Raw genomic sequence first — 22,450 nt, forward strand, 5'->3', positions numbered from 1 at the left:
TGCGGCCGCGCGTTCGCGCCTGTGCGTGACGCGGCGCCCCGAAGTCGCCTCGAAAGCGCGTTACGCTCCCGCCTCCAGCAGACCTTCGATCCGGTCCAGGGCCTCCAGGGCAATCGCACGCGGGGTGGCCAGCACCATGCGGGCCCATTGCTCAAAACCGGCGCCCGATGCCCGCCCGGGCGTGAGTGCCACATTGGCCCGCTCTAAAATTGCGGCGACGGCGCCCTTCGGCTCGCGCGCCTCTTTGCGGGCACGTTCCTCCTCCGCGCGCACAAATTCCGCCTCGGAAAAATCGAGGAAAGCAATATAGGTGCCTTCCACGTGGGCCATGCGCACCCCGGGCCAAGCCCGAACCCGCTCTTCCACAATCCGCAGGGTCTCGCCAATATAGGAGCACACCGCGCGATTCCAATCCAGCGCCTCTTCGAAAGCGATTGCGGTGGCCCGAGCTCCCAGCGTGGAAGTTGGAGAGCTCCAGGCATTGGCGTGGGGCGCGTAGCGGGCTGCGTCGTCGTCGTTATAAAAAATGAGCTGCGCGGCCTTGAGGCCGGGGATATTCCAGCCCTTCGTCGCGCTGATCGCGCTGATCGTATGCGCGCGGGTGGCCGCGCTGCGCGGGCCGTAAGGAACGTAGGTGCCGTCGATGAGTACCGGGGCGTGAATGGAGTCCTCAAAAACGCGAGCCCCACGCCGCTCCACCACGGCCGCAACCTTATCGAGTTCCGGACCGGTCAAACATCGGCCCGCCGGGTTCCACGGGTTACACAAAATCAGAAGGGAACCGGGGGTGAGTGCCGCTTCCAGCGCCTCGAGGTCCAGCTCCCAGCGACCTTCGCGGAAAATCGAGGGCACCTGGCGCACCTCCCGGCCGTACTCACCGGGAAGTGTGAGGAACGGCATATAGGCTGGAGTTGGGACGATCACCGGAGCGTCCGGGGCTGTGAACTGCGTGATCGCGATCCGCAACGCGCTGAGAACTTCGGGGATGAGGAACATGCGCTCCGGGTCGGGGGCCGGGCCGAAGTGGCCGAGCCACGTGGAAACTGCGTTCATAATCCCCGGAATTTCGCGGGGAGGAAGGTAGCCGAGGGTGCCGCGCTGCGCTGCGCTCACCAGGTAATCGCGAATTTCCGGCGCGATTCCCAAGTCCATTTCGGCCACCCACATGGCGATAGCATCCCCGAAAGCAGACCACTTATGCGAGCCCTGCGCGATGAGATCGGAGACGGTGCGAGTGTCGAAATCATATGTCATATCCGTAGCGTATCCTTAACCCATCATGGCTATCACAACTGCTACCGGACGCGAGATCCGAGTTCGTTTCTGTCCCTCACCCACCGGCACCCCGCATGTCGGTATGGTACGCACCTGCCTCTTTAACTGGGCCTACGCCCGGCACGTGGGTGGAACTTTTATTTTCCGCATTGAAGATACCGACGCAGCCCGTGATTCTGAAGAGTCGTATCACCAGATTCTTGATTCCCTGCGCTGGCTCGGGCTGGACTGGGATGAAGGGGTTGAAGTGGGCGGCCCGCACGGTCCCTACCGGCAATCCCAGCGCGGGGATATCTACCGTAAGGTCGCGGCCCAGCTGCTGGAGCGCGGCTACGCCTACGAATCTTTCTCCACTCCGGAGGAAATCGAGGCGCGCCACCGCGAACGCGGGGAGGATCCCAAGCTCGGGTACGACGGCTATGACCGCAACCTCACCGAAGAACAAAAGGCTGCCTACCGGGCGGAAGGGCGCGAACCGGTGCTGCGCATGCGCATGCCCGATGAGGATATTACCTTCACGGATGTGATCCGCGGGGATATTACTTTCCGGGCCGGCTCCACTCCGGATTACGTGATTGTGCGCGCCAATGGCGATCCGCTCTACACCCTCACCAATCCCATTGACGATGCCCTCACGGAAGTAACGGACGTGCTGCGCGGGGAGGATCTGCTCTCCTCCACGCCGCGCCAGATCGTGCTCTACCGTGCCCTGGAAGAACTGGGTATCGCGAAGTGGACGCCGCGCTTCGGCCATATGCCCTACGTGATGGGGGAGGGTAACAAGAAGCTGTCCAAGCGTGATCCGGAATCGAATCTGCTGCTTCACCGCGAACGGGGCATGATCCCGGAGGGCCTGCTCAATTACCTGGCCCTGCTCGGGTGGTCCTTCTCCGCCGAACGTGATGTGTTCAGCAAGGAAGAACTTGTGGAGCATTTTGATATCCACAATGTCAATCCGAACCCGGCCCGTTTTGATGACAAGAAATGCGTGGCGATTAATGCGGACCATATCCGCCTCCTTGACGTGGCCGATTACACCCGCCGCCTCGTTCCTTATCTCAGCGAGGTGCTCAGCGGCGGCGCCTATGAGGAGCTCACGGATCGCGAACGGGAAATTCTTGACGCGGCAGCGCCGCTGGCGCAGACCCGCATGCAGCTGCTGGGCGAGGCCCGGGATCTGCTCGGCTTCCTTTTCGTTGGTGCGGCGGAGCTGGACTACAACGAGAAAGCCCTCTCCAAGCTTCGTGATTCGGCACCCGAAGCGCTACGCGGGGCTCGCGAGGCCCTGAGCGCGCTGGATGATTTCACGCCGGAAGCTATTAAGCCCGCCCTCGATGCGGCGCTGGTGGAGGGCCTCGGTATCAAGCCGCGCTTCGCCTTCGGCCCGCTTTTCGTGGCGATGACGGGCACGAATGTGTCCATCCCGGTGATTGATTCCATCGCTATCCTCGGGCGTGAGGAAGCGGTGGCGCGCATTGACCAACTCCTGGAAAAAATTTCCGGGTAGTAAAGAATACGAACGGGGAGGGCCGCGATGGTGGTAAGTACGACGCCGCCGCCGCCGCGGCCCGCCGCGTCTTTTCCCGCGCCGGGAACCTACCTGCGTGCCTGGGGAAGGGCCTGGGAGCGGGTGGCAGCGGGCGCCGCGAGTGACTACGCGGGTGAGGGTGTAGGCGCGAACGAGGGCGCACACCCGGGTGAGGGCGCTGGCGGCCGGGTATTCTTCGAGCCCCTCGCCATGGATGATGGCAGCATGGAGTGCGTCCCGCGGGTGGAGTTGTGCGGTGCGGAAAATCCCCAACCGTCCTGGCCGGTAGCTGAGCTGGGGCGTTTCCAGCGCGCGAACCTGGCGTTGGGGGAGTTCTCCATCCATTTTGCGTTCAACGCGGATATTGAGCGCGTTCTTGCCGCGGATTGGGCCTTGAGTGCGGAGGAAGCCGCAGTGCGGGATTGTGTACTTGAGCAGCGCATTCCACCCGAATGGGAGGCCTGCTTCGCGCTCCAGCAGTTGCGCTTCCACGAGGTCGCGCTACCCAGCCACCGCCGCAGTCACCGCTCCCGCCGCAGCCGTAGGCCGCTCGGCTGGGAGATCAGTTCGCAAATCATCGAGATCCTCGGCCCGGCGGATAATCCGGCACGCCCGGAAGACTATATCGCCTTCAGCTACCTCAGTTTCGACGTAGGCGAGTTCTTCACCGGTCACCCCCTCGGGGAGCTCTCCAGCACCTGGTCATTTTTCGGCGACGACGCCGGCGACTACCCGCGCTCCCACCTGCTCGCTACCGAACTCCCGGAGCTGGCGCAGCCGGATCAGTCGCGGATCTACCGGATTGTGACCGCGGAGGACTGGGTTACGCTGGTGGAGCGCTACCCGCTCCGGATCCCCCTGGAGCGGATGTGGAGTCCGGAGACCCTTGGTGACCTGAATACTTACACAGTTAATTGGACGCGGGCCCGTCGCGATTACGACGCCGTGGACATCACCATCGCCGGAGCCGTGCGCACCATGTTTTCCCCGCTGCCCGCCTGTGACGGCTATACGATGCTCACCGGTTGCACGCCCGGCTCGCGTATCTGGCTGCGGGTACCGGAGACCTTACGGGAGGAAGCCGAGCGGCAGGGCCGCGTGCGTGAATGGTAGCGGTGAGTTTCGGCATTGCCTGCGCGGGTGCAGTTTGAACGGCTATGCCGCCTGAACTAGCGCGGGTACAGTTCGAGCTGGCTGCCCGTTTGCACCGGCGCGGGTGCAGCTTGAGCTGTCTGTCCGTTTGCACCAGCGCGGGTGGAGCTCGAGTAGGTGCACCGCTTGAACTCGCGCGGGCCGAGAACGTGGTGCGTCACACGTCCAGCGGATTTGCCAGCTTGAGGAGATTCCACTAAGCTTTTTATCTGTCGTCCTCGGGAACGTAACGATTCTGAGGTCCACACCCTTGGGGTATGGTGTAATTGGCAACACAGGTGATTCTGGTTCATCCATTCTAGGTTCGAGTCCTGGTACCCCAGCGATGATGCTTCGGCATTCTCACAGGCCCCGTTCGTCTAGCGGCCTAGGACGTCGCCCTCTCACGGCGGTAACACCGGTTCAAATCCGGTACGGGGTACAGCACAAGGCGGGAAAGCTTCGGTTTTCCCGCCTTGAGTCGTTCCGCCGCGACGATACGAATGGTGCTTTCAGAAACTGAAATGTACGCTATTTCGTTATTATTCCAGGTGAAAGTTCGGGTTGGAGACGGCAGCTTTTCCATTAACTTCCTGTTTGCGCAGCGCACTATTTCTATTAGGCTGGGGTCATAAGGATGGAGGTGGTACCACATGATTATCCGAGGAAGATATACAAGTCTCGACCAAGTACTCGCCCGTCAAAATGAGATTTTGGACGAGCTACGCACCACCCGCGAGGACTATAACGAACGAGCGGAAAACTACTGGATGAATGACAAAGAGGCTGCACTACGTCCAGAGTTTGAAGCACTCGAAGGCTTCGTGGAGTTCTACCGTGAAGAAGAGCTGAAGGAAAAAGAACTTGCAGCGGCCGGACGTTCTTAGCGAAAAGGTACAGCAGTTCGCCGGCGATCTTATCGGAGTCGCACGGCTATTTGATGATGACTTCACCTTCGTAACGGACGAAGCTACGGCTTATCGGCAATCGACTCAGCGCATACAAGGGACTGCTGGTATCCAGTTGGATCATATGCGCCTGTATCTGGAACTTGACTACAGTCTCTTTCTCTCTCACCTCGAGCAGTTTTTAACGGTGGGGCAGTCTAGTTTCACATTGCGACTGCACTCAAAGAAAAGCGAACCCACGATTCGATGGGACTATATCCGTCAGCCGCGTTCTGCCGATGTACCGAGCTCGCATGTGCAGATTCATGCTCACAGGGATATATGGACTCATGCGATGGTAGATGGTGGGCTATCAGCTCGAGCGAGGAAAAGAGCTAATCTGAAGGGGCGAACACCTCCAATTTCGGATCTGCATATTCCGCTTGGCTCAAAAAGATTTCGTCCGTGTGCGGAGGATATCCTTTTGTTTATCCTGCATGAGTTTGGTGCACACTGTAAACCGGGTACTGAGAAAATCCTGTTAGAAAGACGCTCTGACTGGGAAAGGATACAAGCCCGCGCGGTCGTTCGTGAACATCCCGAAGAAGCTATATCGGTGCTTAAGGAATTGGGGTTGATATAGCCGCCTATTGCCGATGAGTGTGTAGGCGGTAAAGATCATTATGCGGCACACCGCGCCCGCGCTACCGCCCGCAAGAATGAGGGATCGCGCATGAGCCGGGTTTCCCATTCTCCGCGCCCGGCTCCGCTATCCTCGCGGGCCGGGGTGAATACCACCTGGATCGCCGGACCGGCACATTCCTCCAAAGCCGAAAGGTAGGCATGGCGTAATTCCCCGTAGCTATCGGCTGGGAACTCGGGTGGGAAGAAAACGACGTCGTTCGGAAGAAGCACCCCAAGAGCATCCGCACGTTCCACGCGCCGCGCGTGTGCAGCGACCACATCCGCATCGGTACCGGAATTCGCGTGTTGCGCCGCACCTTCCCCGAGCTCTGCATCACGATCCGCCAGGTAACGCGAGGCCGCCAGAAGCGGATCACCCCGGCGCGCGTACCGCAGCGGCACCCCAACACGCGCGCAAAACTCCAGCGCGCAATCAATCACCAGGCCACGCCCGCGAAAATCGCGACCGTAGCGCGGCCCGGCAATGCCCGCCGGGCGATACCCACGGTCCTCCATCCAGGAGAATTGCGCAGCCAATTCCGTGAGGATATCTGCGCGCACGAGCTGCGGGGGAGCGGCGCTTTCTTCCGCGGAAAGGTAGCGCCCGCCGCGGTCCGTCAAACTTGAGGCATGCGGGCCGACGGCGCGCCACGGAGCTCCGGGCCCCTGCGAGCTAATAGCGAAACCCAGCAGAATCCGCCCCGGATCGATGCCGACGGCTGCCAAAGCCCGCAGGGCATGTTCCGCCGCGGGAGCCGCCACCAGGAGGGTGGCGCAGGTGGCGTGCCCGCGTTCCAGCATCTCGATAATGAGGTTATTCAGGGCACGATTGCGCCCCAGCCCATCCGCGCACACCACCACGGTGCGGGCCGAGGAGCTGGGGTGGGATGCAATCATGTCGCCAAAAATATCCATCTCACGTTACCGAAATATGAACAAAAAATGAATGGGAGTCCGCGCAGTGGGTGCGCGGGAGCGGAAGGACTAATCTTCGAGGTTGTCACGCCCGGGCAGCCAGGTATTCCCCTTCTTGCCCCAGCCGTGCTCACGCTTGGCGCGCTTGGCCGCAGCTTCCTCGCGCCCGGTGAGTCGATCCACGTACAAATGCCCGGTCAAATGGTCGTATTCATGCTGGAGAATACGCGCGAACCACCCGGTTGCCTCGATTTCGTAATGCTCGCCCTTTTCGTTTTGCGCCCGTAGCAAAGCATGCGGGGAGCGCGCCAGGGGATACTGTTCGCCGGGGAAGGACAGGCATCCTTCTTCGAAAGGCTCTTCATCCGGATTCACAGGTTCAATAAACAACGTGGGATTAATGGCGACGCCGCGCTCGGGAGCCTCATCCTGATCGGCGTAAACCCACACAAAAATCTGTTTGCCAATGCCCACCTGCGGCCCGGCCAGCCCCACCCCGGGAGCGGCCACGGTGGTCTCATACATATCTTCGACCAGCTGAGCCAGTTCCTCGTTAAATTCCGTAATGGGCTGGGCCGGCCGATGCAGAACGGGATCGCCGGTGATGTAAATAGGAAGAATAGCCATGCTTTAGTTTAAGGCCCGGGCGCGCCCAGGCAAAGAGCATTCCGTTAAAATTCCGGGTGGTCTTTTTCTGTCGGAGGCGGGCGCTAAGCTGACGCTAGGAAAAGGAACGACGCCGCACCTACCCCGCCACCGGTGGGGTAGCCGGTCAAGGGGCTCCTCCGTGAGGGGATCTCTGTGCGAAAGTGAGGGCTTATGCGCATCGCGCTCGTCTCGGATTGCTTCTTGCCCCGCCTGGGCGGGATTGAAGCTCAAACTCGGGATCTTGGCCTGGCTTTGCAGGAAGCAGGCCACCGGGTGCTGGTCATTACCGCTACTCCGCGTGATACGCCTCCGGCTCCCGGAAGTCGGGCAGATCGCGATATCGTGGCGGGCCTTCCCGTCCAGCGCATTACCTCAGCGCTCTTCGGTAATCTCCCGGTCTCCCCGGGGTGCGGCGCCCAACTGCGTGCCTCGGTGCGGGGTGCAGATGTGGTGCATATTCAGGCCGGAGTTGTGTCACCTTTTGCGTGGGCCGCGATGCGCATAGCGGCGGCGGAAGGAATCCCCACTACCGTCACCTGGCACTGTGTATTGGATCCGGTGGAGAAGCTGTTTGCTCCGCTGCGCTGGGTCACGGCGCGCGGAGTTGTCCATAACGCGGTATCCACGTGGGTGGCCGGGCAAGTACGCCGGGCCGTGGGTGGCGACGTCGCGGTTATCCCTAACGGTGTGGATCTGGGCGAATGGCGCGCGGTTGCCGCTTATCGCCTCGCGCGTGCGGAGGCGTTCGGCGGTGCAGCTGGCGGTGCAGGCGGCGGCAGCGATGCCGGTGCAGGCGGAGGCTCAACTGGCGCTTCAGGCGGCAGCTCGGATAGGTGGCTTGAGGTTGTGGCGGCGCGGCGCCTGGCCCCGCGCAAACGCAATGCCGCCCTCATTGATTGCGTGGCAGGTGCGCGCCAGCTCACCGGGCGGGATATTCACCTCACCATTTACGGGGATGGCCCGCTGCGCTCCCAATTAGAACGGCGCGGGCGGGCTCACGGGAACCCCGGCACAGGCTCTGGCCCCGGGAGCGGCTGGCTTCATCTTCCCGGCCGCACGGACCGGGCCGGGCTCATGGAGGCCTACCGCCACGCGGATATCTATCTCACCAGTTCACGCCGGGAAGCCTTCGGGATTGCCACCCTGGAGGCGCGGGCAGCTGGCCTGCCCATTGTTTCTCCGGCCGGCACCGGAGCTGATGATTTCTTGGAGGATGGGCGCTCAGCGCTCCTGGCGGAAACCGATGCGGATATGGTCGCGCAGCTCGCCCGCCTGGCGGAGGATACCGCGCTGCGCACCCGCATAGCCCACCACAATGCGAGCGTGGCGCCCGGATACGGCTGGGAGGAGGTGGTGCCCCTAGTCCTCGCTGAATATGAGCGGGCTATGCAGAATAGTCGGTCCCGCTAGCCGGATAGTCGGGTGTGTGGCTCGGTGTAGGAAAACACCAGGCCGTGACGCGCATCCGTGTATCTACGCAGCGGGCGGTAGTACTCGACTACTCGCTACTACCTTTACTCGTTAATGCCCTCGGTTGTTTGGAGAACATCGGTGAGGCGCCCGGCTGCGGCCACCACCGCCGCCGAATGTACCCGACCGGGCTGGCGGCCCATCCGCTCCAGCGGTCCCGAAATCGATACCGCGGCAATAACCCGCCCGCTCGGCCCGCGCACCGGCGCGGAAATAGAAGCCACCCCGGCTTCGCGTTCGCCTACGCTCTGGGCCCAGCCGCGCCGGCGCACCGCGGAAAGATTTGTGGCCGTAAAGGAAGCACCCTGCAAACCGCGATGCAATTGATCGGGTTCCTCCCAGGCGAGCAGCACCTGGGCCGCAGAGCCGGCCTTCATCGATAGAGAAGCACCCACCGGGATGGAATCGCGCAAGCCCATGGTGCGTTCGGCATTCGCCACGCAGATACGCTGGTCGCCCTGGCGCCGGTAAAGCTGAGAAGATTCCCCGGTATGGTCACGCAGCGCGATAAGCACGGGATTCGCCGCGGCAATAAGGCGGTCTTCACCGGTAGCGGAGGAGAGCTCACCCAGGCGCGGTCCTAAAGAAAAACGTCCTTCGTTATCGCGGGAAACGAAACGGTGGTATTCCAGCGCGACGGCCAGGCGATGCGCCGTCGGCCTTGCTAAATGGGTGGCGGTCACCAATTGCGCTAATGTTTGCGGGCCGGCCTCGAGAGCATCGAGCACGGCGGCAGCCTTATCGAGAACGCCCACACCACTTCCCTCCGGGGCGGGCGCAGGCTGAGCGTGAGGAGAATCAACCATAGCGAAATTTTCTCATCTCAATAAGTGAGATGCAAACGTCCACACTGTGGTGCCGCGCGCAGCGACGCGCCGCCCGCGCTACAGTCGCGTAATGTCCAAAATGTGAGAATTTCATCTTGCCATGTGGACGGAACTGGGTAAACTAGCCCGCGGACCACCACAACCGATCACCGTTGGAAGAGTAGACAGAGTAACCGCAAAAAGAACCCGGGATAATTCCCCGGAATGATGAAGAGGAGGGTAGGGATGGGACGCACGCTCGCGGATAAAATCTGGGACGCCCATCTGGTTCGGCGTGGCGAGGAAGGCACGCCGGACCTCCTCTATATTGACCTGCATCTCATCCATGAAGTGACCAGCCCGCAGGCTTTCGACGGGCTGCGTCTGGAAGGCCGGCCGGTGCGCTGCCCGGAACGCACCGTCGCCACGGAAGATCACAACGTCCCGACCATCGATATTGATCGCCCCATCGCGAATACCACCTCGCGCAAGCAGGTGGATGCCCTGCGCGCGAACGTCGCGGAATTTGGCATCCCGATCTATTCCCTCGGCCACGCGGACCAGGGAATCGTTCACGCGGTCGGCCCGCAGCTGGGCCTGACCCAACCTGGCATGACGATTGTGTGCGGGGATTCCCACACTTCCACCCACGGTGCCTTCGGCTCCATCGGGATCGGCATCGGTACCTCGGAAGTCGAGCACGTCCTCGCCACCCAAACCCTGCCCCTCCAGCGTTTCAAAAATATGGCCATTACCGTCAATGGCACCCTGCGCGAAGGCACGACCGCGAAAGACATTATCCTCGCCGTCATCGCCAAAATCGGAACCAACGGAGCATCCGGGCACATTATTGAATATCGCGGGGAGGCAATCCGGGCGCTGTCCATGGAAGCGCGTATGACGATCTGCAATATGTCCATTGAGGCGGGCGCGCGCGCCGGGCTCGTCGCCCCGGACGCCACCACCGTGGATTACGTGCGCGGGCGCCCCCACGCCCCGCGCGAGGATGCCTGGGATGCCGCGGTAGCCTACTGGTCCACGCTGTATAGCGATCCGGATGCGCATTTCGATACCGAAGTGGTCCTTGAGGCATCCGAAATTGAGCCCATTGTCACGTGGGGAACGAATCCCGGGCAGGGGGTGCCGCTGTCCGGCGTCGTCCCTAATCCGGACACACTGCCGGAAGAAAAAGAGCGCCAAGCCGCGCGGGAAGCCCTCGACTATATGGACCTGCGGCCGGGCACGCCCATGCGCGATATCCACGTGGACACCGTTTTTATCGGTTCGTGCACGAATGGTCGCATTGAAGATCTGCGCTCGGTCGCTTCGGTGTGGCGCGGGCGCCACAAAGCCAAAGACCTGCGCGTCATGATCGTGCCGGCCTCGGCGCGAGTGCGCCTCCAGGCCGAAGCTGAAGGTCTGGATGAAGTCTTTCGCGCTTTCGGTGCCGAATGGCGCAATGCGGGCTGTTCCATGTGCCTGGGCATGAACCCGGACCAGCTCACCCCGGGGGAGCGCTGCGCTTCGACCTCGAATCGTAATTTCCGCGGCCGGCAGGGCCCGGGCGGGCGCACCCACCTCGTTTCTCCGCTGGTGGCCGCCGCCACCGCGGTGACCGGCCATATTTCCCATCCCGCAGACCTCGCCCCTACAGCGTAGAAAGAACACGCCCGTGGAGATTTTCACCCAGCACACCGGCATCGGCGTCCCTCTGCGCGAAACCGAGGTGGATACCGACCAAATCCTGCCCGCCCGCTACCTCAAACGCATCACCAAAAGCGGCTACGAGGACGCCCTCTTCCACGAACGGCGCAAAGACCCCGCTTTTATCCTTAACCAGACCCCGTACGCGGCCGGATCCATTCTGGTGGCCGGGCGCGATTTCGGGACCGGATCCTCGCGCGAACACGCCGTGTGGGCGCTACGAGACTACGGTTTCCGTGCCGTCCTCAGCCCGCGTTTCGGTGATATTTTCCGCGGCAATATGGGAAAACAGGGCCTGGTTGCAGGGCAGATTAGCGACGACGCCGCCAGCCGGCTGTGGGAACTTTTAGAAGAAAAGCCGGGCCGGGAGCTGACCGTGGACCTTGCCGCCTGCGAGGTGCGCTGCGCTGATATCACCTACCCCTTTGAGATCGACCCGTATACCCGCTGGCGCCTCATGGAAGGCCTGGATGATATCGCTTTGACCCTGCGTGATATCTCCCTCATTGAGGAATACGAAGCTCGCCAGCCAGGTTTCACTCCGCGTACCCTGCCGCAGCGGCATCTACCCGAGGTGCCGGTCCGCTCGGCGCGCCTGGAGCCAGATTCGCAGGCGTAACGCCACCCGGATATCCTCATAACTCCGGAAACCGGCCGCGGGCCGGTATGCTGGCTGGGTACCTGTGACACGCGAGAAAGGCGGAGAGTATGGTGTCCCAACTTGTGGTTCGCGGAGGAGTCCCCCTGAGCGGTGAGATTACTGTGCGCGGCGCAAAGAATTTTGTGTCGAAATCCATGGTTGCCTCCCTGCTCACCAAAGAAACGTCCGTGCTGCGCAATGTGCCGCAAATCCGTGACGTCACCGTGGTTTCGGAGCTGCTCGGCCTGCACGGCGTAGAAGTCAACTACCAGCCGGAAGCCGGAACCGTGGAGATCACCCCCGGTGATATTCACCTGCCCCACGATCCGCACGAAGTGAACGCGCTGGCCGGCTCGTCCCGTATTCCCATTCTTTTTGCGGGCCCGCTGCTGCACCGCCTGGGCGAAGCCTATATTCCGGATTTGGGCGGGTGCCATATTGGCTCGCGTCCGGTGGATTTCCACCTGCGGGTCCTGGAAGAATTCGGCGCCAAGCGCGTCCAGGAAGAAACGGGTATGCATCTGGTGGCGCCCAAGGGCCTGCGGGCCAAGCCGGTGCGCCTGCCCTATCCTTCTGTGGGGGCTACCGAACAGACTCTCCTTACCGCCGTTATGGCGGAGGGCGTGACCGAGCTGTCCAATGCCGCGGTGGAACCGGAAATCATGGATCTCATCGCGGTGCTTCAAAAAATGGGTGCGATTATTTCTGTGGATACCGACCGTGTTATCCGGGTGGAAGGCGTGGATGAACTGGTGGGATACTCTCACACCTCGCTACCTGACCGCATCGAAGCGGGTTCCTGGGCGGCGGCCGCGCTGGCTACCGGTGGTGATATTTTCGTGCGCGGGGCCGAACAGCAGTCGATGACTTCTTTCCTTAATCTCTTCCGGAAAGTCGGCGGGAAATTCGATGTGCGTGACGACGGCATCCGCTTCTGGCACCCGGGTGGCGCTCTGCAATCCGTATCTTTTGAAACGGATGTGCACCCTGGTTTTATGACCGACTGGCAGCAGCCGCTCGTCGTCGCCCTGACCCAGGCCGAAGGCATGTCCATCGTCCACGAAACCGTTTACGAAAATCGTTTCGGCTTCACCGAAGCGCTGCGGGATATGGGCGCCAATATCCAGACCTACCGCGAATGCCTGGGCGGGCACGAATGCCGTTTCGGGCAGCGCAACTTCTACCACTCGGCCGTTATCCAAGGGCCCACCCCGCTGCGGGCCACCGATATTGTGGTTCCCGATCTGCGTGGGGGCTTCTCCCACCTCATTGCCGCGCTGGCGGCCGAAGGGGAATCCCGGGTCTCCGGGGTGGATATTATCGACCGCGGTTACGAAAAGTTCCTGGATAAACTCCAGGCCCTCGGCGCGGACGTCACGCCGCTGGATGCCTAAGGATTAGTTATTGGCAACGTCAATAACAACCCGCTTGGGGCTCTCCAGCACCTGAACCCGGTAGGGCCGATCCTTATCCAGCCCGATATGGACCTGGTGCATGCCCTCAAAAGCGTGTTCCACGTGGACTCCCTGCACTACCTTCGCGCCCCCGAGGTTCGGCACGGAGAGATCCGCGGCCTGCGCCGGATCCTCCGGGTAGGTCACCCCGGAAATGCTCAGGGTGAGGAAACGCTTGCCGGGAATATCCAGGGGCCGCCCCGAACCATCCTGAATGGCCTCATCACCGAAGAAACTGAACCATTCCAGATTGGCATCGCTATCGTATTCCACCACCACGCGGTCCCAGCCCTCGTGGCCGGCCACCCGCACCGCGGTGGGCACCGCGGAATTCTCGGTGAGCTTGGGATAATTCGGGGACTGCGAGTCCCCTTCAATAAAGCCCTTGAGGGAGCTTTCCGCAGCCTTGAGTGTGAGGCTGGGGGACTGGCTCACCGCCGGGGTAGACGAAGCGGCAGCCGGGGTGGACGGTGTGGCCGCGCCATCACTGGCGGGAGCGCCCTTCCCGGTCCCGGAGCAGCCGGCCAGCGTGAGGGCGGCAGCGCCTGCGAGCAGGAGAAACGACTTTATTGTGTTCTGTGTCATATGTTTACTGTAGTAGGCCGCGCCCGGGTTTGTCACCTTGCCGCGCGGCCCGGCGTACTACCCTGGGAACAGCACTGAGTAGAAAGGTGTCCATTCGTGGCCACACATCACGTCGCCCTCATCTACGGGGGCGTATCCGGAGAACACTCCGTCTCTTGCCTCACCGCGGCTTCCGTTCTGGGAGCTATTGACCCGGAGCGCTACAGCGTTATCCCCATTGGCATCACCACCGAAGGCATCTGGGTTCCCATGAGCACGGAGGAGGTGGCTGCCGGCGCGGACGTGGAATACCACGGAGAACGCGTGCTGGCAGATTTCGGGCCCGGCGGAGGATTCGTGGTGCGCGGCGAAGACGGCAGCTCGCGCAGCCTCGGGCCTATCGACGTGGCCTTCCCGCTGCTCCACGGCCCCTTCGGCGAAGATGGCACCATCCAGGGCACCTTCGAAATGATGGGAATTCCCTACGTGGGATGCGGGGTTTTCGCCTCCGCCGCGGCCATGGATAAGCACTATATGAAATTGGTGCTGGAATCAGCCGGCCTGCCGGTTGCTCCTTACGTGCTCGTGGAACCCCAGCGCTGGAACGCCGACCCGGAGGGCGTGCGCGCGGAAGTAGCCGAACGTTTGCAGCTCCCTGTATACGTCAAACCAGCTCGCGCGGGATCTTCGCTGGGAATCACGCGGGTGGCTGAACTTTCGCAGCTCGACGCCGCCATTGCCACAGCGCGCGCCGTCGACCCTAAAGTCATTGTGGAAACGGGAATCCCGGGCCGTGAAATCGAGTGCGCCGTCCTCGGTGGGCGCGGCGGTACCGCGCCGCGCGCTTCCGTGCTCGGGGAAATCGTTTTGGACGTGCAATGGTATGACTACGCCACCAAATACGTGGCCACCGAAGGCTTCCACATGGAGATCCCCGCCGCGCTCCCGGATGCGGACGCGGAGAAAATGCGGGGCCTGGCGCGGCGTGTTTTCGAGGTTTTCGAATGCGAGGGCATGACCCGCGTGGACTTCTTCTACACCGCCACCGGGGAAATGTACGTCAATGAGCACAATACAATTCCCGGGTTCACTGCCGTGTCCATGTACCCCATCCTGTGGGAGAAAACCGGGCTGGCCTACCGCGATCTCATTTCCGAACTGATCGAGCTCGCCCTCGCGCGCGGGGTAGGGCTGCGCTAAATGCCCCGGCCAGCTGCCAGTCATACGCCCGGACCCCTGGTGCGCGACCTGAGCGAAGCGGAACTCCTCGCGCAGATCGTGCCGCTGCTCCCGCGCGGCGAAACAACAATCGTCCCCAGCGGGGACGATAGCGCGGTGCTCGGCCTGAGCGACGGCCGGGTCACGGTCTCCACCGATATGCTCGTGGAAGGCGTACATTTTCGGCGCGACTGGTCCAGCGGGAGCGATGTCGGCTGGCGGGTGGCCGCCCAAAATATTGCCGACGCTGTTGCGATGGGAGCGCGGCCGCGTTCCCTCGTCGTCGCCATGGAACTGCCCGGGGACGTCCCGGTCGCCTGGGTACGGGACCTTGCGCGCGGCCTGGCCGAATGTTGCGGCCCGCTCGGATGTGGGGTCGACGGCGGAGACCTCGTGGGCGGGAGCCATATGGCCATCAGCGCCACCATTCTGGGCGATCTGGAAGGGCGCACCCCGCTGCAACGCTCGGCGGCAGCGCCCGGCCAGCCCCTTATTCACTGCGGGAATCTGGGGCGGGCCGCGGCCGGCCTCGAACTGCTCAGCCGCGGCTTTGCCCCGGAACGGGGTGCTTTCCCGGATGCCGCCACCCGCCTCATTCAGGATTTTCTACGCCCGCGCCCGCCGGTGACTGAGGTACTCAGCGCGGCTCGCGCCGGCTTGCGCGGGGCGATGATGGATGTATCCGATGGTTTGCTTCGCGATGCCCAGCGGATAGCCGCCGCCTCCGAAGTGCATATCGATATTCATTCGGAGACGCTTTCCCGCCACGCCCATGACCTCCTCGAGGTGGCTCGGCACCTCGGGCGTTCCGATCCGCTGGAATGGGCGTACAGCTGCGTGCTTACCGGGGGAGAAGATCACGGTTTCCTCGCCACGATGGACGTGAGCCCGGAACGGGCTTGGGGGGCGCGCATCCCGCACCTCCCGGAAGGTTTCAGCCTTATTGGGGCGGTGGAAGCCGCTCATCCGGGCGGGTTGGTCACCGTGGACGGGCGCACTTGGACGCGGGGGAGCGGCTGGGATCATTTCCGGCGCGGCTGAGGGCCGAGGCCGAAGGCCGCTGCACCGTTATCCGGATAGGTGAATTTTTTGCGCGAAATCAGGACGTTCTCCCCTGGAATACTATGCTTCCGCTCGCAAAAATAAGAAGTGGTGCGGCGAACCGCACCGCATCAACTGGGAGTAAGGATGCTCCCGCTGAAATAGGAGGAGAAAATGCGAGCAGCGACAGTTCGAGAAACCTCGGACGGCTACGTTGACATTAAGGACGTGGAACTGCGCCCGATTAAGGCCAACGAAGCACTCGTCGATATCGAATACTGCGGCCTGTGCCACACGGATATCCACGTGGCGCTCGGTGATTTCGGTGATGTGCCTGGCCGCATTATCGGCCACGAGGGCGTGGGCGTTGTGGAACAAATCGGTGAGGATGTCACCTCGCTCAAGGTAGGCGACCGCGTGTCTGTCGCCTGGTTCTTCCGCGGCTGTGGACACTGTGAATACTGCGTGACGGGCGACGAAACCCTGTGCCGGAACGTGGAGAATGCCGGTTACAGCGTTGACGGTGGCATGGCCGAAAAGTGCATCGTCGTGGCAGATTACGCCGTCAAGGTTCCCGAAGGGCTGGATCCGGCCGAAGCTTCGTCCATTACCTGCGCGGGCGTGACCACCTACAAGGCTCTCAAGAATGGCAATATCCGCCCCGGCCAGTGGGTGGCGATTTACGGCGCGGGCGGGCTGGGGAACCTGGCCATCCAGTACGCCAAGAACGTTTTCCGGGCCCGCGTGGTGGCCGTGGATATCAATGATGAGAAGCTGGAATCGGCAAAGAAAGTCGGCGCTGACCTCGTTGTCAATTCCTCGGATATCAACTCCGGGGAATGGATCCAGAAGGAAGTGGGCGGCGTGGACGTCGCGGTGGTGACCGCGGTATCCCAGGTTGCCTTCGGCCAGGCCGTGGATGCCATGAAGGCTGCCGGCACCGTGGTGTGCGTCGGGCTCCCGAAGGGCACCATTGACCTGAATATCCACCGCACCGTTCTGGACGGCATCAAGGTGGTGGGCTCCCTCGTGGGTACCCGCCAGGATCTGGCCGAAGCCTTCGACTTCGGGGCCCAGGGCCTCGTCAAGCCGATCGTGGCCACCCGTCCCCTCGATGACATCAACGATATGATCGACGAAATGCTGGCCGGCAAGATCGAAGGCCGCATGGTTGTTGATTTCTCCAAGTAGCGCCCGGCACAGCTTCCGTGCGTGACACGGCGTCATCGCGGGGAGGCTTCTGCATATTCCTACTCGGAAAAGGGGCGGATCCGGTTTACCCGGGTCCGCCCCTTTTTGCTTATAAGGCTTTCCGCTTCTTCGTTGTTGCGGCCTTTCGGCTCTTTGTTGTGCAGTTTTCGGCTCTTAGTTTTCGGCCTTTCGGGCCTTCGCTTTACGGCTTTCCGACTCCTGCTCACCTGCTCGCGCCCTGCTTGCATACTCTCACGACCTGCTTATATTCATCTCTTTTTTGTGGCATGCCGGGTGTACCCGGTGGTACTCTAGGTCACATTAGTACTAACGGCCTACTTGTTCGGTTGAATGGGCAACGGAACTTCGTGGCTACCACCTTTGGGAGATTATCTATGGGAACGATTGTTTCAACGCCAAACCGCTGGCTCGTCCTCATATCCGGCAGTGTTTTCACGTTTGCTTTATCGGGCACATCCGCCTTCTCGGTCTTCGTTTCTCCCCTCATGGAAGAAACCAGCTGGGACATGGGTCAGATTACCCTGGCCTTCACGCTCTACAATATTTTCATCGCCGTCATGGGGATTATCGTCGGAACCGTGGCGCATAAGATTGTTCCGCATCGCATTGTATTCACAGGTTCTTTATTCTTCGGGGCTGGATGGATCCTCACCGGCTTTGCGACAAGCGTTGCCATGATGTGGCTGACCTTCGGGGTGCTGGCAGGCATCGGCGGTGGCATGATCTATAACTACACCATCACCTCGGTACTCAAGTGGTTCCCAGATCGGCGGGGCCTCGCCTCCGGTTTGGTTATCGGATTCGCTGCGGTCGGGCCGGTTTTTGCGGCACCGGTGGCCACCGCGGTTATTGAAGCCAAGAGTGTTTTCGCAGGGTTTATCGTCCTGGGAATTGTTTATGCCATCCTTATGTTCATCTTCGCGGCATTCGTGCGCCCTCCGGCTGAAGGGTATATTCCTGCCGGGTGGACCCCGCCCAGTACGGATTCTTCCGTGCCCGGCGGAGTGCAGCTCACCTGGCGAGAAATGATGAAAACATCGACCTTCTGGCTGCTCTTCTTCGTTTTCGTGGGCGCTGGAACCTCCTACATGATGATGCTCGGGGCAGCGGCCACTATCGGTAAAGAACAAGCCGGCATGTCAGTTGAGCTGGCCACCATCTCCGTGACCGTGGTGGCCCTATCCAATTTCATTGGCCGGATGATCTTCGGAGCACTCTCGGATAAATTGGGGCGCGAAATCACCTTGATGATCGCCATGGCCGTCAATGTGGCGGCCATGCTCTCCATGTCCGTGGTGACTAACGCGGGCCTGTTCCTTGCTTTGATGGCCTTGGTCGGGGCTTCCGGCGGCGCCTTACTCGCTCTTTTCCCCGCGTTGGTATCTGACCAATTTGGTGCCAAGTACTCCACCCTCAATTACGCCATTATGTTCACGGCGTATTCCGTTGCTGCCCTCATCGCTCCCCAGCTGGCGGCCTTCTATCGGCAAAGCGGCAACTACGCCCCGGCATTCATGTGGGCAGCGGTTTTGACGGTTGCCGCCATCGCTGCTCTCGGAATTGTTATGAAGAAAGGCTCCGTGTCACAGCGGCGCTCCAAGTAATAAAAGCTGCCGCCAGCGGCGGTATAACCCAATATAAGAGGAGAAAAAATGAGTCAGAAAACTGCTGTTATCACAGGAGCAGCATCAGGTATGGGGCTCACAGAGGCCAAGCTCTTCGCCGAGCGCGGCTACAAGGTTGCCCTTCTTGACGTCAATGAGGACGGTCTAAAATCTGCGGTGGCAGAGATCAAGGCCGCGGGTGGCGAAGCATCATCCTTCACCATTGACCTGACCGATCACGATTCCATTATCGCTACCGTGGCCGAGGTGGAAAAAGAATTCGAGCATATCGACGTGCTCGTCAATAACGCCGGTGTCTTTGACAAGTACCAGGCATCCCTGGATACTCCGCGCGAACGCTGGGATTTCCTCCTGGCTATTAACCTGACCTCCGTCTTTGATATGACGAACGCAGTCCTCCCCGGTATGCTCAAGCGCGGCGAGGGCGCGGTGGTGAATATTGCCTCCGTTGCCGGAATCGTAGCTGCCAAGGGCGGGGCCGCGTATACCGCTGCCAAGCACGCCGTTATTGGCTACACCAAGCACCTGGCCTCGGAATACAGCAAGGAAGGGATCCGCTTCAACGCCGTGGCACCGGGGACTATCGTGACGCCCTTGGTCGCGGGCATTGTGGATTCTATTCCCACCGATCCGGTTCCGCTGCGCCGCTTTGGTCAGCCTGAAGAAGTTGCGGAAGCGGTCTTCTTCCTGGCGGACGGTAAGGCCGGCTTCGTGAACGGCACCACGCTGACCGTGGATGGCGGTTTCACTATCCAATAAAGTGCCGGAGAAACTCCGGGAATCACCCCGGTTATCACCGCGCTTCGGGTTCCCCTCAAGCTATGCGGGGGACCGGGTCCACCAAGATAAAAAGGAAGTGGTCGGAAACAATATCCATGTTTCCGACCACTTCCTGTGCTGGCACTAGCTAACTCACGGGAGTAAGCCAGCCCAGCGAAGCCACAGTACTTAGGCGGCGCGCTGCACCTTGCCGGCCTTGAGGCACGAGGTGCACACGTTGAGGCGCTTGGGGGCGCCCTTCACAAGCGCGCGAACACGCTGAATATTCGGGTTCCAGCGGCGGCTAGTACGCACGTGCGAGTGCGAGACGCTCTTCCCGAAGCCCGGGTGCTTGCCGCAGACGTCACAAACAGAAGCCACGGTGTTCTCCTTCGGTTGATCATGGATCCGCTCGCGCACCTGCCGCTGTTCGGTAGATACACCTGAGCGCATAGGAAAATTACAACTCCACTAGTATAGCGGTCAGAAGAGCGCTTGCCAAAGGTTCCCTCCGTGGCGTAGGGCACGTGCGGCGGGAGTGGCGGCGTCGTCGTGATAAAAAATGCTAAGCCGTAACGGTGCCGGTCCGCACCACCGCGGGCCGTGATGGCGACGGGTCGCGCGGGCAACGTTCCGTTAGGGAAAATATAACGCGGGTGTTAATGTGAAGAGTATGGACAGCGCGCAGGCGGCGGCACAGAAGCGAGGCGGCAGCCCGGCCGTGGTATCGGACGGGTGGACCGCGCTCAGCGTGCCCCTTGAGCGCGCCCTGGGCAAACGCAGCGCCACCTCGTTTGCGCGGCTCGGGCTGCACACCGTGGGTGAACTGCTCTACCACCTGCCCTTCCGTTACGCGCGCCGCGGTGAACTCCTCCCCATCGAGCAGGTGCGCGAGGGTGAGGACGTCACCGTGATCGGCCGGGTGGTGGGCGCGGACTTGCGGCCCATGCGCGCGCGGCGCGGCTTCATCCTCTCCGTTCTCATGACCGACGGTGCCCGCGAACTCAGCCTCACCTTTTTTGCGAAATCGCAGCGGGTTTTGGCCTACCACGAACGGCGCCTGCAACCCGGCACGGTTGCTACATTTTCGGGCACGGTGAGTTCCTACCGCGGCACCCTGCAACTTACCCACCCGGATTACGACCTAGTAGAAGACGAGGGTAGCGTGGACGTGGAGCGCCTGCGCCGCCCCATCCCCATCTATCACGCCAGCGCCGCGCTGCCCTCCTGGAAAATCGAACGGGCGGTCAGTACCGTTCTCACCGGGCTGACCAGCGCGGATGTTCCCGATTTGCTTCCCGCCGGCTACCGGCGCGCTCACGGCCTGCCCACCCGGCTCGAGGCGCTGCGCCGGGCTCACCGCCCCGCGGAACCCATCACCGCCGCGCTTGCCCAGCTGCCGTTCCGCCACGAAGAAGCCCTGGTGCTCCACACTGTGCTCGCCCGGCGCCGCGCCGCCCGCGCCGCGCATCCCACCACCGCCTACCCACCGCGCAGCGGCGGACTCCTGGATGCTTTTGATGCCCGCTTGCCATTTGAGCTCACCGCCGGGCAGCGCGCGGTGGGGGAGGAGATTTCCGCGGACCTGGCCGCCACCACCCCGATGCAGCGCCTGCTCCAAGGCGATGTGGGAAGCGGGAAAACCGTGGTGGCCCTGCGTGCCATGCTCCAGGTGGTCGATGGCGGAGGCCAGGCAGCCCTCCTGGCGCCCACCGAAGTACTGGCCGCCCAGCACGCCCGCAGTGTGCGCGAACTGCTCGGGGATCTGGGCGCGGGCGGGATGCTGGGCGCAGCCGAGCACTCCACCCGGGTGGAACTCCTCACCGGATCGCTCACCGCCAGCGAGCGCCGCGCCACCCTGGCCCGCATCGCCTCGGGAGAAGCCGGCATTATTATCGGCACCCACGCGCTGCTTTCCGATACAGTCCAGATTCCCTTCCTAGGCCTGGCGGTCGTGGACGAACAGCACCGCTTCGGGGTGGACCAACGCGATAGCCTCGCGCGCGGCGTCCACACCCTCGTCATGACCGCCACCCCCATCCCGCGCACCGTCGCCATGACCGTTTTCGGAGATATGGCCGTCTCCACCTTGCGCGAACTGCCGGGCGGCCGCGCCGGGGTGAGCACCGTCGTCGTTCCGGAAAACCGCGCGAACTGGATCGCGCGCATGTGGTGGCGCGCCCGGGAAGAAACTGCGGGCGGCGGGCGCGTGTACGTGCTCGCTCCCCGTATTAGTGAGAACGACGACGCAGCCGCCCCCGCGGAGGACCCGGGCGGCGAAAGTACGCTGGCCACCGTCACTGAACTGGCCGAACGCCTGCGCGCCCTGCCCCAATTCGAGGGAATCGCGGTAGGGGAGATGCACGGGCGGCTGAGCGCCGCGGAAAAAGACGCCGCCATGGCGGATTTCGCGGCCGGGCGAGTGCCGGTGCTGGTTTCCACCACCGTTATCGAAGTGGGGGTGGATGTTCCGCAGGCCACCATGATGATCATTATGAATGCAGAACGCTTCGGGCTGTCCCAGCTGCACCAGCTGCGCGGGCGCATCGGGCGCGGGAGCAAAGCCGGGCTGTGCCTGGCGGTGAGCGGTGCCCCGGAAGGAAGCCTGGCCGCCGAACGCCTCGCGGCTTTCGCCGCCACCACGGACGGTTTCGCGCTGGCCGAAAAAGATGTGGAGCTGCGCTCCGAAGGTGATGTGCTGGGGACCCGGCAGGCGGGAACCACCTCCCACCTGCGTTTCCTCTCCGCGGTGCGCGACGCTGATATTATCGCTACCGCGCGCGCCGCCGCTACGGACCTCGTGGAACGCGGCGCGCCGCCGGCGGAGCTGGAACGGGCCGCGGACGCATTGGATACCGAGCGAGCCACCTACCTGGAAAGGGGATAAGC

General features: G+C 62.2%; 20 protein-coding genes and 2 tRNA genes. 16 read left to right on the plus strand and 6 right to left on the minus strand.

The genetic code is table 11. The features are described from left to right. Nucleotides 1–60: 60 nt before the first annotated feature. On the minus strand, nucleotides 61–1,254 hold the full coding sequence (locus ACRQFC_RS01775; protein ID WP_101595072.1) for a MalY/PatB family protein: 1,194 nt from the start codon (nucleotides 1,252–1,254) through the stop codon (nucleotides 61–63). A 25-nt stretch (nucleotides 1,255–1,279) separates the two neighbouring features. Here ACRQFC_RS01775 and gltX point away from each other — a divergent pair, with 25 nt between their 5' ends. From gltX to ACRQFC_RS01805, 6 genes are all read left to right on the plus strand, one after another. Beyond that, on the plus strand, nucleotides 1,280–2,782 hold the full coding sequence (gene gltX, locus ACRQFC_RS01780; RefSeq protein ID WP_101595067.1) for a glutamate--tRNA ligase: 1,503 nt from the start codon (nucleotides 1,280–1,282) through the stop codon (nucleotides 2,780–2,782). A 27-nt stretch (nucleotides 2,783–2,809) separates the two neighbouring features. Next, nucleotides 2,810–3,916: a hypothetical protein gene (locus ACRQFC_RS01785; protein WP_101595065.1), complete on the plus strand. Its 1,107-nt coding sequence runs from the start codon at nucleotides 2,810–2,812 to the stop codon at nucleotides 3,914–3,916. A 290-nt stretch (nucleotides 3,917–4,206) separates the two neighbouring features. Then, nucleotides 4,207–4,278 (plus strand) — tRNA-Gln (locus ACRQFC_RS01790). A gap of 25 nt (nucleotides 4,279–4,303) precedes the next feature. Beyond that, a tRNA-Glu gene (locus ACRQFC_RS01795) sits at nucleotides 4,304–4,376 on the plus strand. Nucleotides 4,377–4,587: 211 nt separating this feature from the next. Next, entirely contained in the window at nucleotides 4,588–4,821 is a 234-nt protein-coding gene (locus ACRQFC_RS01800) for a hypothetical protein (protein ID WP_026429476.1), read from the plus strand. Further along, nucleotides 4,799–5,464, plus strand: a complete 666-nt coding sequence (locus tag ACRQFC_RS01805; protein ID WP_101595061.1) for a hypothetical protein — start codon at nucleotides 4,799–4,801, stop codon at nucleotides 5,462–5,464. The genes ACRQFC_RS01800 and ACRQFC_RS01805 overlap by 23 nt, the downstream gene beginning before the upstream one ends. A gap of 38 nt (nucleotides 5,465–5,502) precedes the next feature. On the opposite strand, the gene ACRQFC_RS01810 is transcribed toward ACRQFC_RS01805, so the two are convergent. Together ACRQFC_RS01810 and def are read right to left on the minus strand one after the other, a co-directional pair. Beyond that, nucleotides 5,503–6,402, minus strand: a complete 900-nt coding sequence (locus ACRQFC_RS01810; RefSeq protein ID WP_180948623.1) for a ChbG/HpnK family deacetylase — start codon at nucleotides 6,400–6,402, stop codon at nucleotides 5,503–5,505. An 87-nt stretch (nucleotides 6,403–6,489) separates the two neighbouring features. Further along, the gene (gene def / locus ACRQFC_RS01815) at nucleotides 6,490–7,047 is read right to left on the minus strand and encodes a peptide deformylase (protein WP_026429473.1); all 558 of its coding nucleotides are present in this window, start codon (nucleotides 7,045–7,047) and stop codon (nucleotides 6,490–6,492) included. A 192-nt stretch (nucleotides 7,048–7,239) separates the two neighbouring features. Between def and ACRQFC_RS01820 the strand changes: the two genes are divergently transcribed. Then, nucleotides 7,240–8,478, plus strand: a complete 1,239-nt coding sequence (locus ACRQFC_RS01820; protein ID WP_101595056.1) for a glycosyltransferase family 4 protein — start codon at nucleotides 7,240–7,242, stop codon at nucleotides 8,476–8,478. Between the two features lie 104 nt (nucleotides 8,479–8,582). On the opposite strand, the gene ACRQFC_RS01825 is transcribed toward ACRQFC_RS01820, so the two are convergent. Beyond that, nucleotides 8,583–9,344, minus strand: coding sequence for an IclR family transcriptional regulator (locus ACRQFC_RS01825; protein ID WP_051278627.1), 762 nt, complete (start codon nucleotides 9,342–9,344; stop codon nucleotides 8,583–8,585). 246 nt (nucleotides 9,345–9,590) lie between these two features. Here ACRQFC_RS01825 and leuC point away from each other — a divergent pair, with 246 nt between their 5' ends. The 3 genes from leuC (at nucleotide 9,591) to murA (ending at nucleotide 13,082) form a co-directional block, all read left to right on the plus strand. After that, on the plus strand, nucleotides 9,591–11,003 hold the full coding sequence (gene leuC / locus ACRQFC_RS01830) for a 3-isopropylmalate dehydratase large subunit (RefSeq protein WP_101595052.1): 1,413 nt from the start codon (nucleotides 9,591–9,593) through the stop codon (nucleotides 11,001–11,003). 13 nt (nucleotides 11,004–11,016) lie between these two features. Then, complete coding sequence (leuD, locus tag ACRQFC_RS01835) at nucleotides 11,017–11,667, plus strand: 3-isopropylmalate dehydratase small subunit (RefSeq protein WP_101595048.1); 651 nt, start codon at nucleotides 11,017–11,019, stop codon at nucleotides 11,665–11,667. Between the two features lie 89 nt (nucleotides 11,668–11,756). Then, a complete protein-coding gene (gene murA / locus ACRQFC_RS01840) occupies nucleotides 11,757–13,082 on the plus strand; it encodes a UDP-N-acetylglucosamine 1-carboxyvinyltransferase (RefSeq protein ID WP_087070890.1) in 1,326 nt (441 codons plus the stop codon). Nucleotides 13,083–13,085: 3 nt separating this feature from the next. On the opposite strand, the gene ACRQFC_RS01845 is transcribed toward murA, so the two are convergent. After that, nucleotides 13,086–13,727, minus strand: a complete 642-nt coding sequence (locus ACRQFC_RS01845) for an AMIN-like domain-containing (lipo)protein (protein ID WP_101595044.1) — start codon at nucleotides 13,725–13,727, stop codon at nucleotides 13,086–13,088. Between the two features lie 96 nt (nucleotides 13,728–13,823). On the opposite strand from ACRQFC_RS01845, the gene ACRQFC_RS01850 reads away from it, so the two are divergent. The 5 genes from ACRQFC_RS01850 to ACRQFC_RS01870 all read left to right on the plus strand — a co-directional run bounded on the left by ACRQFC_RS01850 (nucleotide 13,824) and on the right by ACRQFC_RS01870 (nucleotide 19,561). Continuing rightward, nucleotides 13,824–14,906 carry a D-alanine--D-alanine ligase family protein gene (locus tag ACRQFC_RS01850; protein WP_101595041.1) on the plus strand — a complete coding sequence of 361 codons (1,083 nt, stop codon included), beginning with the start codon at nucleotides 13,824–13,826 and terminating at the stop codon, nucleotides 14,904–14,906. Continuing rightward, on the plus strand, nucleotides 14,907–15,965 hold the full coding sequence (gene thiL, locus ACRQFC_RS01855) for a thiamine-phosphate kinase (RefSeq protein ID WP_101595038.1): 1,059 nt from the start codon (nucleotides 14,907–14,909) through the stop codon (nucleotides 15,963–15,965). Between the two features lie 174 nt (nucleotides 15,966–16,139). Next, entirely contained in the window at nucleotides 16,140–17,156 is a 1,017-nt protein-coding gene (gene adhP, locus ACRQFC_RS01860) for an alcohol dehydrogenase AdhP (protein WP_026429465.1), read from the plus strand. 395 nt (nucleotides 17,157–17,551) lie between these two features. Further along, nucleotides 17,552–18,781, plus strand: coding sequence for an L-lactate MFS transporter (locus ACRQFC_RS01865; protein ID WP_180948622.1), 1,230 nt, complete (start codon nucleotides 17,552–17,554; stop codon nucleotides 18,779–18,781). A 48-nt stretch (nucleotides 18,782–18,829) separates the two neighbouring features. After that, nucleotides 18,830–19,561 (plus strand): SDR family NAD(P)-dependent oxidoreductase, encoded by a 732-nt coding sequence (locus ACRQFC_RS01870; protein WP_026429463.1) that lies wholly within the window; start codon nucleotides 18,830–18,832, stop codon nucleotides 19,559–19,561. A gap of 189 nt (nucleotides 19,562–19,750) precedes the next feature. Here the strand turns inward: ACRQFC_RS01870 and rpmB are convergent, their stop codons facing one another. Then, entirely contained in the window at nucleotides 19,751–19,942 is a 192-nt protein-coding gene (gene rpmB, locus ACRQFC_RS01875) for a 50S ribosomal protein L28 (RefSeq protein WP_016442917.1), read from the minus strand. Between the two features lie 292 nt (nucleotides 19,943–20,234). Between rpmB and ACRQFC_RS01880 the strand changes: the two genes are divergently transcribed. Continuing rightward, nucleotides 20,235–22,448 carry an ATP-dependent DNA helicase RecG gene (locus tag ACRQFC_RS01880; RefSeq protein ID WP_244899283.1) on the plus strand — a complete coding sequence of 738 codons (2,214 nt, stop codon included), beginning with the start codon at nucleotides 20,235–20,237 and terminating at the stop codon, nucleotides 22,446–22,448. Nucleotides 22,449–22,450 lie beyond the last annotated feature (2 nt).

The sequence above is a fragment of the Actinotignum inguinis genome (assembly GCF_051265835.1).
GTDB classification, from domain to species: domain Bacteria; phylum Actinomycetota; class Actinomycetes; order Actinomycetales; family Actinomycetaceae; genus Actinotignum; species Actinotignum timonense.

Excerpts from the sequence above, each read along its gene's own strand:
- ACRQFC_RS01825 (WP_051278627.1), bottom strand. The coding sequence starts at position 9,344 with ATGGTTGATTCTCCTCACGCTCAGCCTGCGCCCGCCCCGGAGGGAAGT.
- ACRQFC_RS01820 (WP_101595056.1), top strand. The coding sequence starts at position 7,240 with ATGCGCATCGCGCTCGTCTCGGATTGCTTCTTGCCCCGCCTGGGCGGG.
- ACRQFC_RS01870 (WP_026429463.1), top strand. The coding sequence starts at position 18,830 with ATGAGTCAGAAAACTGCTGTTATCACAGGAGCAGCATCAGGTATGGGG.
- thiL (WP_101595038.1), top strand. The coding sequence starts at position 14,907 with ATGCCCCGGCCAGCTGCCAGTCATACGCCCGGACCCCTGGTGCGCGAC.
- ACRQFC_RS01865 (WP_180948622.1), top strand. The coding sequence starts at position 17,552 with ATGGGAACGATTGTTTCAACGCCAAACCGCTGGCTCGTCCTCATATCC.
- ACRQFC_RS01800 (WP_026429476.1), top strand. The coding sequence starts at position 4,588 with ATGATTATCCGAGGAAGATATACAAGTCTCGACCAAGTACTCGCCCGT.
- ACRQFC_RS01775 (WP_101595072.1), bottom strand. The coding sequence starts at position 1,254 with ATGACATATGATTTCGACACTCGCACCGTCTCCGATCTCATCGCGCAG.
- ACRQFC_RS01810 (WP_180948623.1), bottom strand. The coding sequence starts at position 6,402 with ATGATTGCATCCCACCCCAGCTCCTCGGCCCGCACCGTGGTGGTGTGC.
- murA (WP_087070890.1), top strand. The coding sequence starts at position 11,757 with ATGGTGTCCCAACTTGTGGTTCGCGGAGGAGTCCCCCTGAGCGGTGAG.
- def (WP_026429473.1), bottom strand. The coding sequence starts at position 7,047 with ATGGCTATTCTTCCTATTTACATCACCGGCGATCCCGTTCTGCATCGG.
- ACRQFC_RS01880 (WP_244899283.1), top strand. The coding sequence starts at position 20,235 with ATGGACAGCGCGCAGGCGGCGGCACAGAAGCGAGGCGGCAGCCCGGCC.
- gltX (WP_101595067.1), top strand. The coding sequence starts at position 1,280 with ATGGCTATCACAACTGCTACCGGACGCGAGATCCGAGTTCGTTTCTGT.
- ACRQFC_RS01785 (WP_101595065.1), top strand. The coding sequence starts at position 2,810 with ATGGTGGTAAGTACGACGCCGCCGCCGCCGCGGCCCGCCGCGTCTTTT.
- adhP (WP_026429465.1), top strand. The coding sequence starts at position 16,140 with ATGCGAGCAGCGACAGTTCGAGAAACCTCGGACGGCTACGTTGACATT.
- ACRQFC_RS01845 (WP_101595044.1), bottom strand. The coding sequence starts at position 13,727 with ATGACACAGAACACAATAAAGTCGTTTCTCCTGCTCGCAGGCGCTGCC.
- leuC (WP_101595052.1), top strand. The coding sequence starts at position 9,591 with ATGGGACGCACGCTCGCGGATAAAATCTGGGACGCCCATCTGGTTCGG.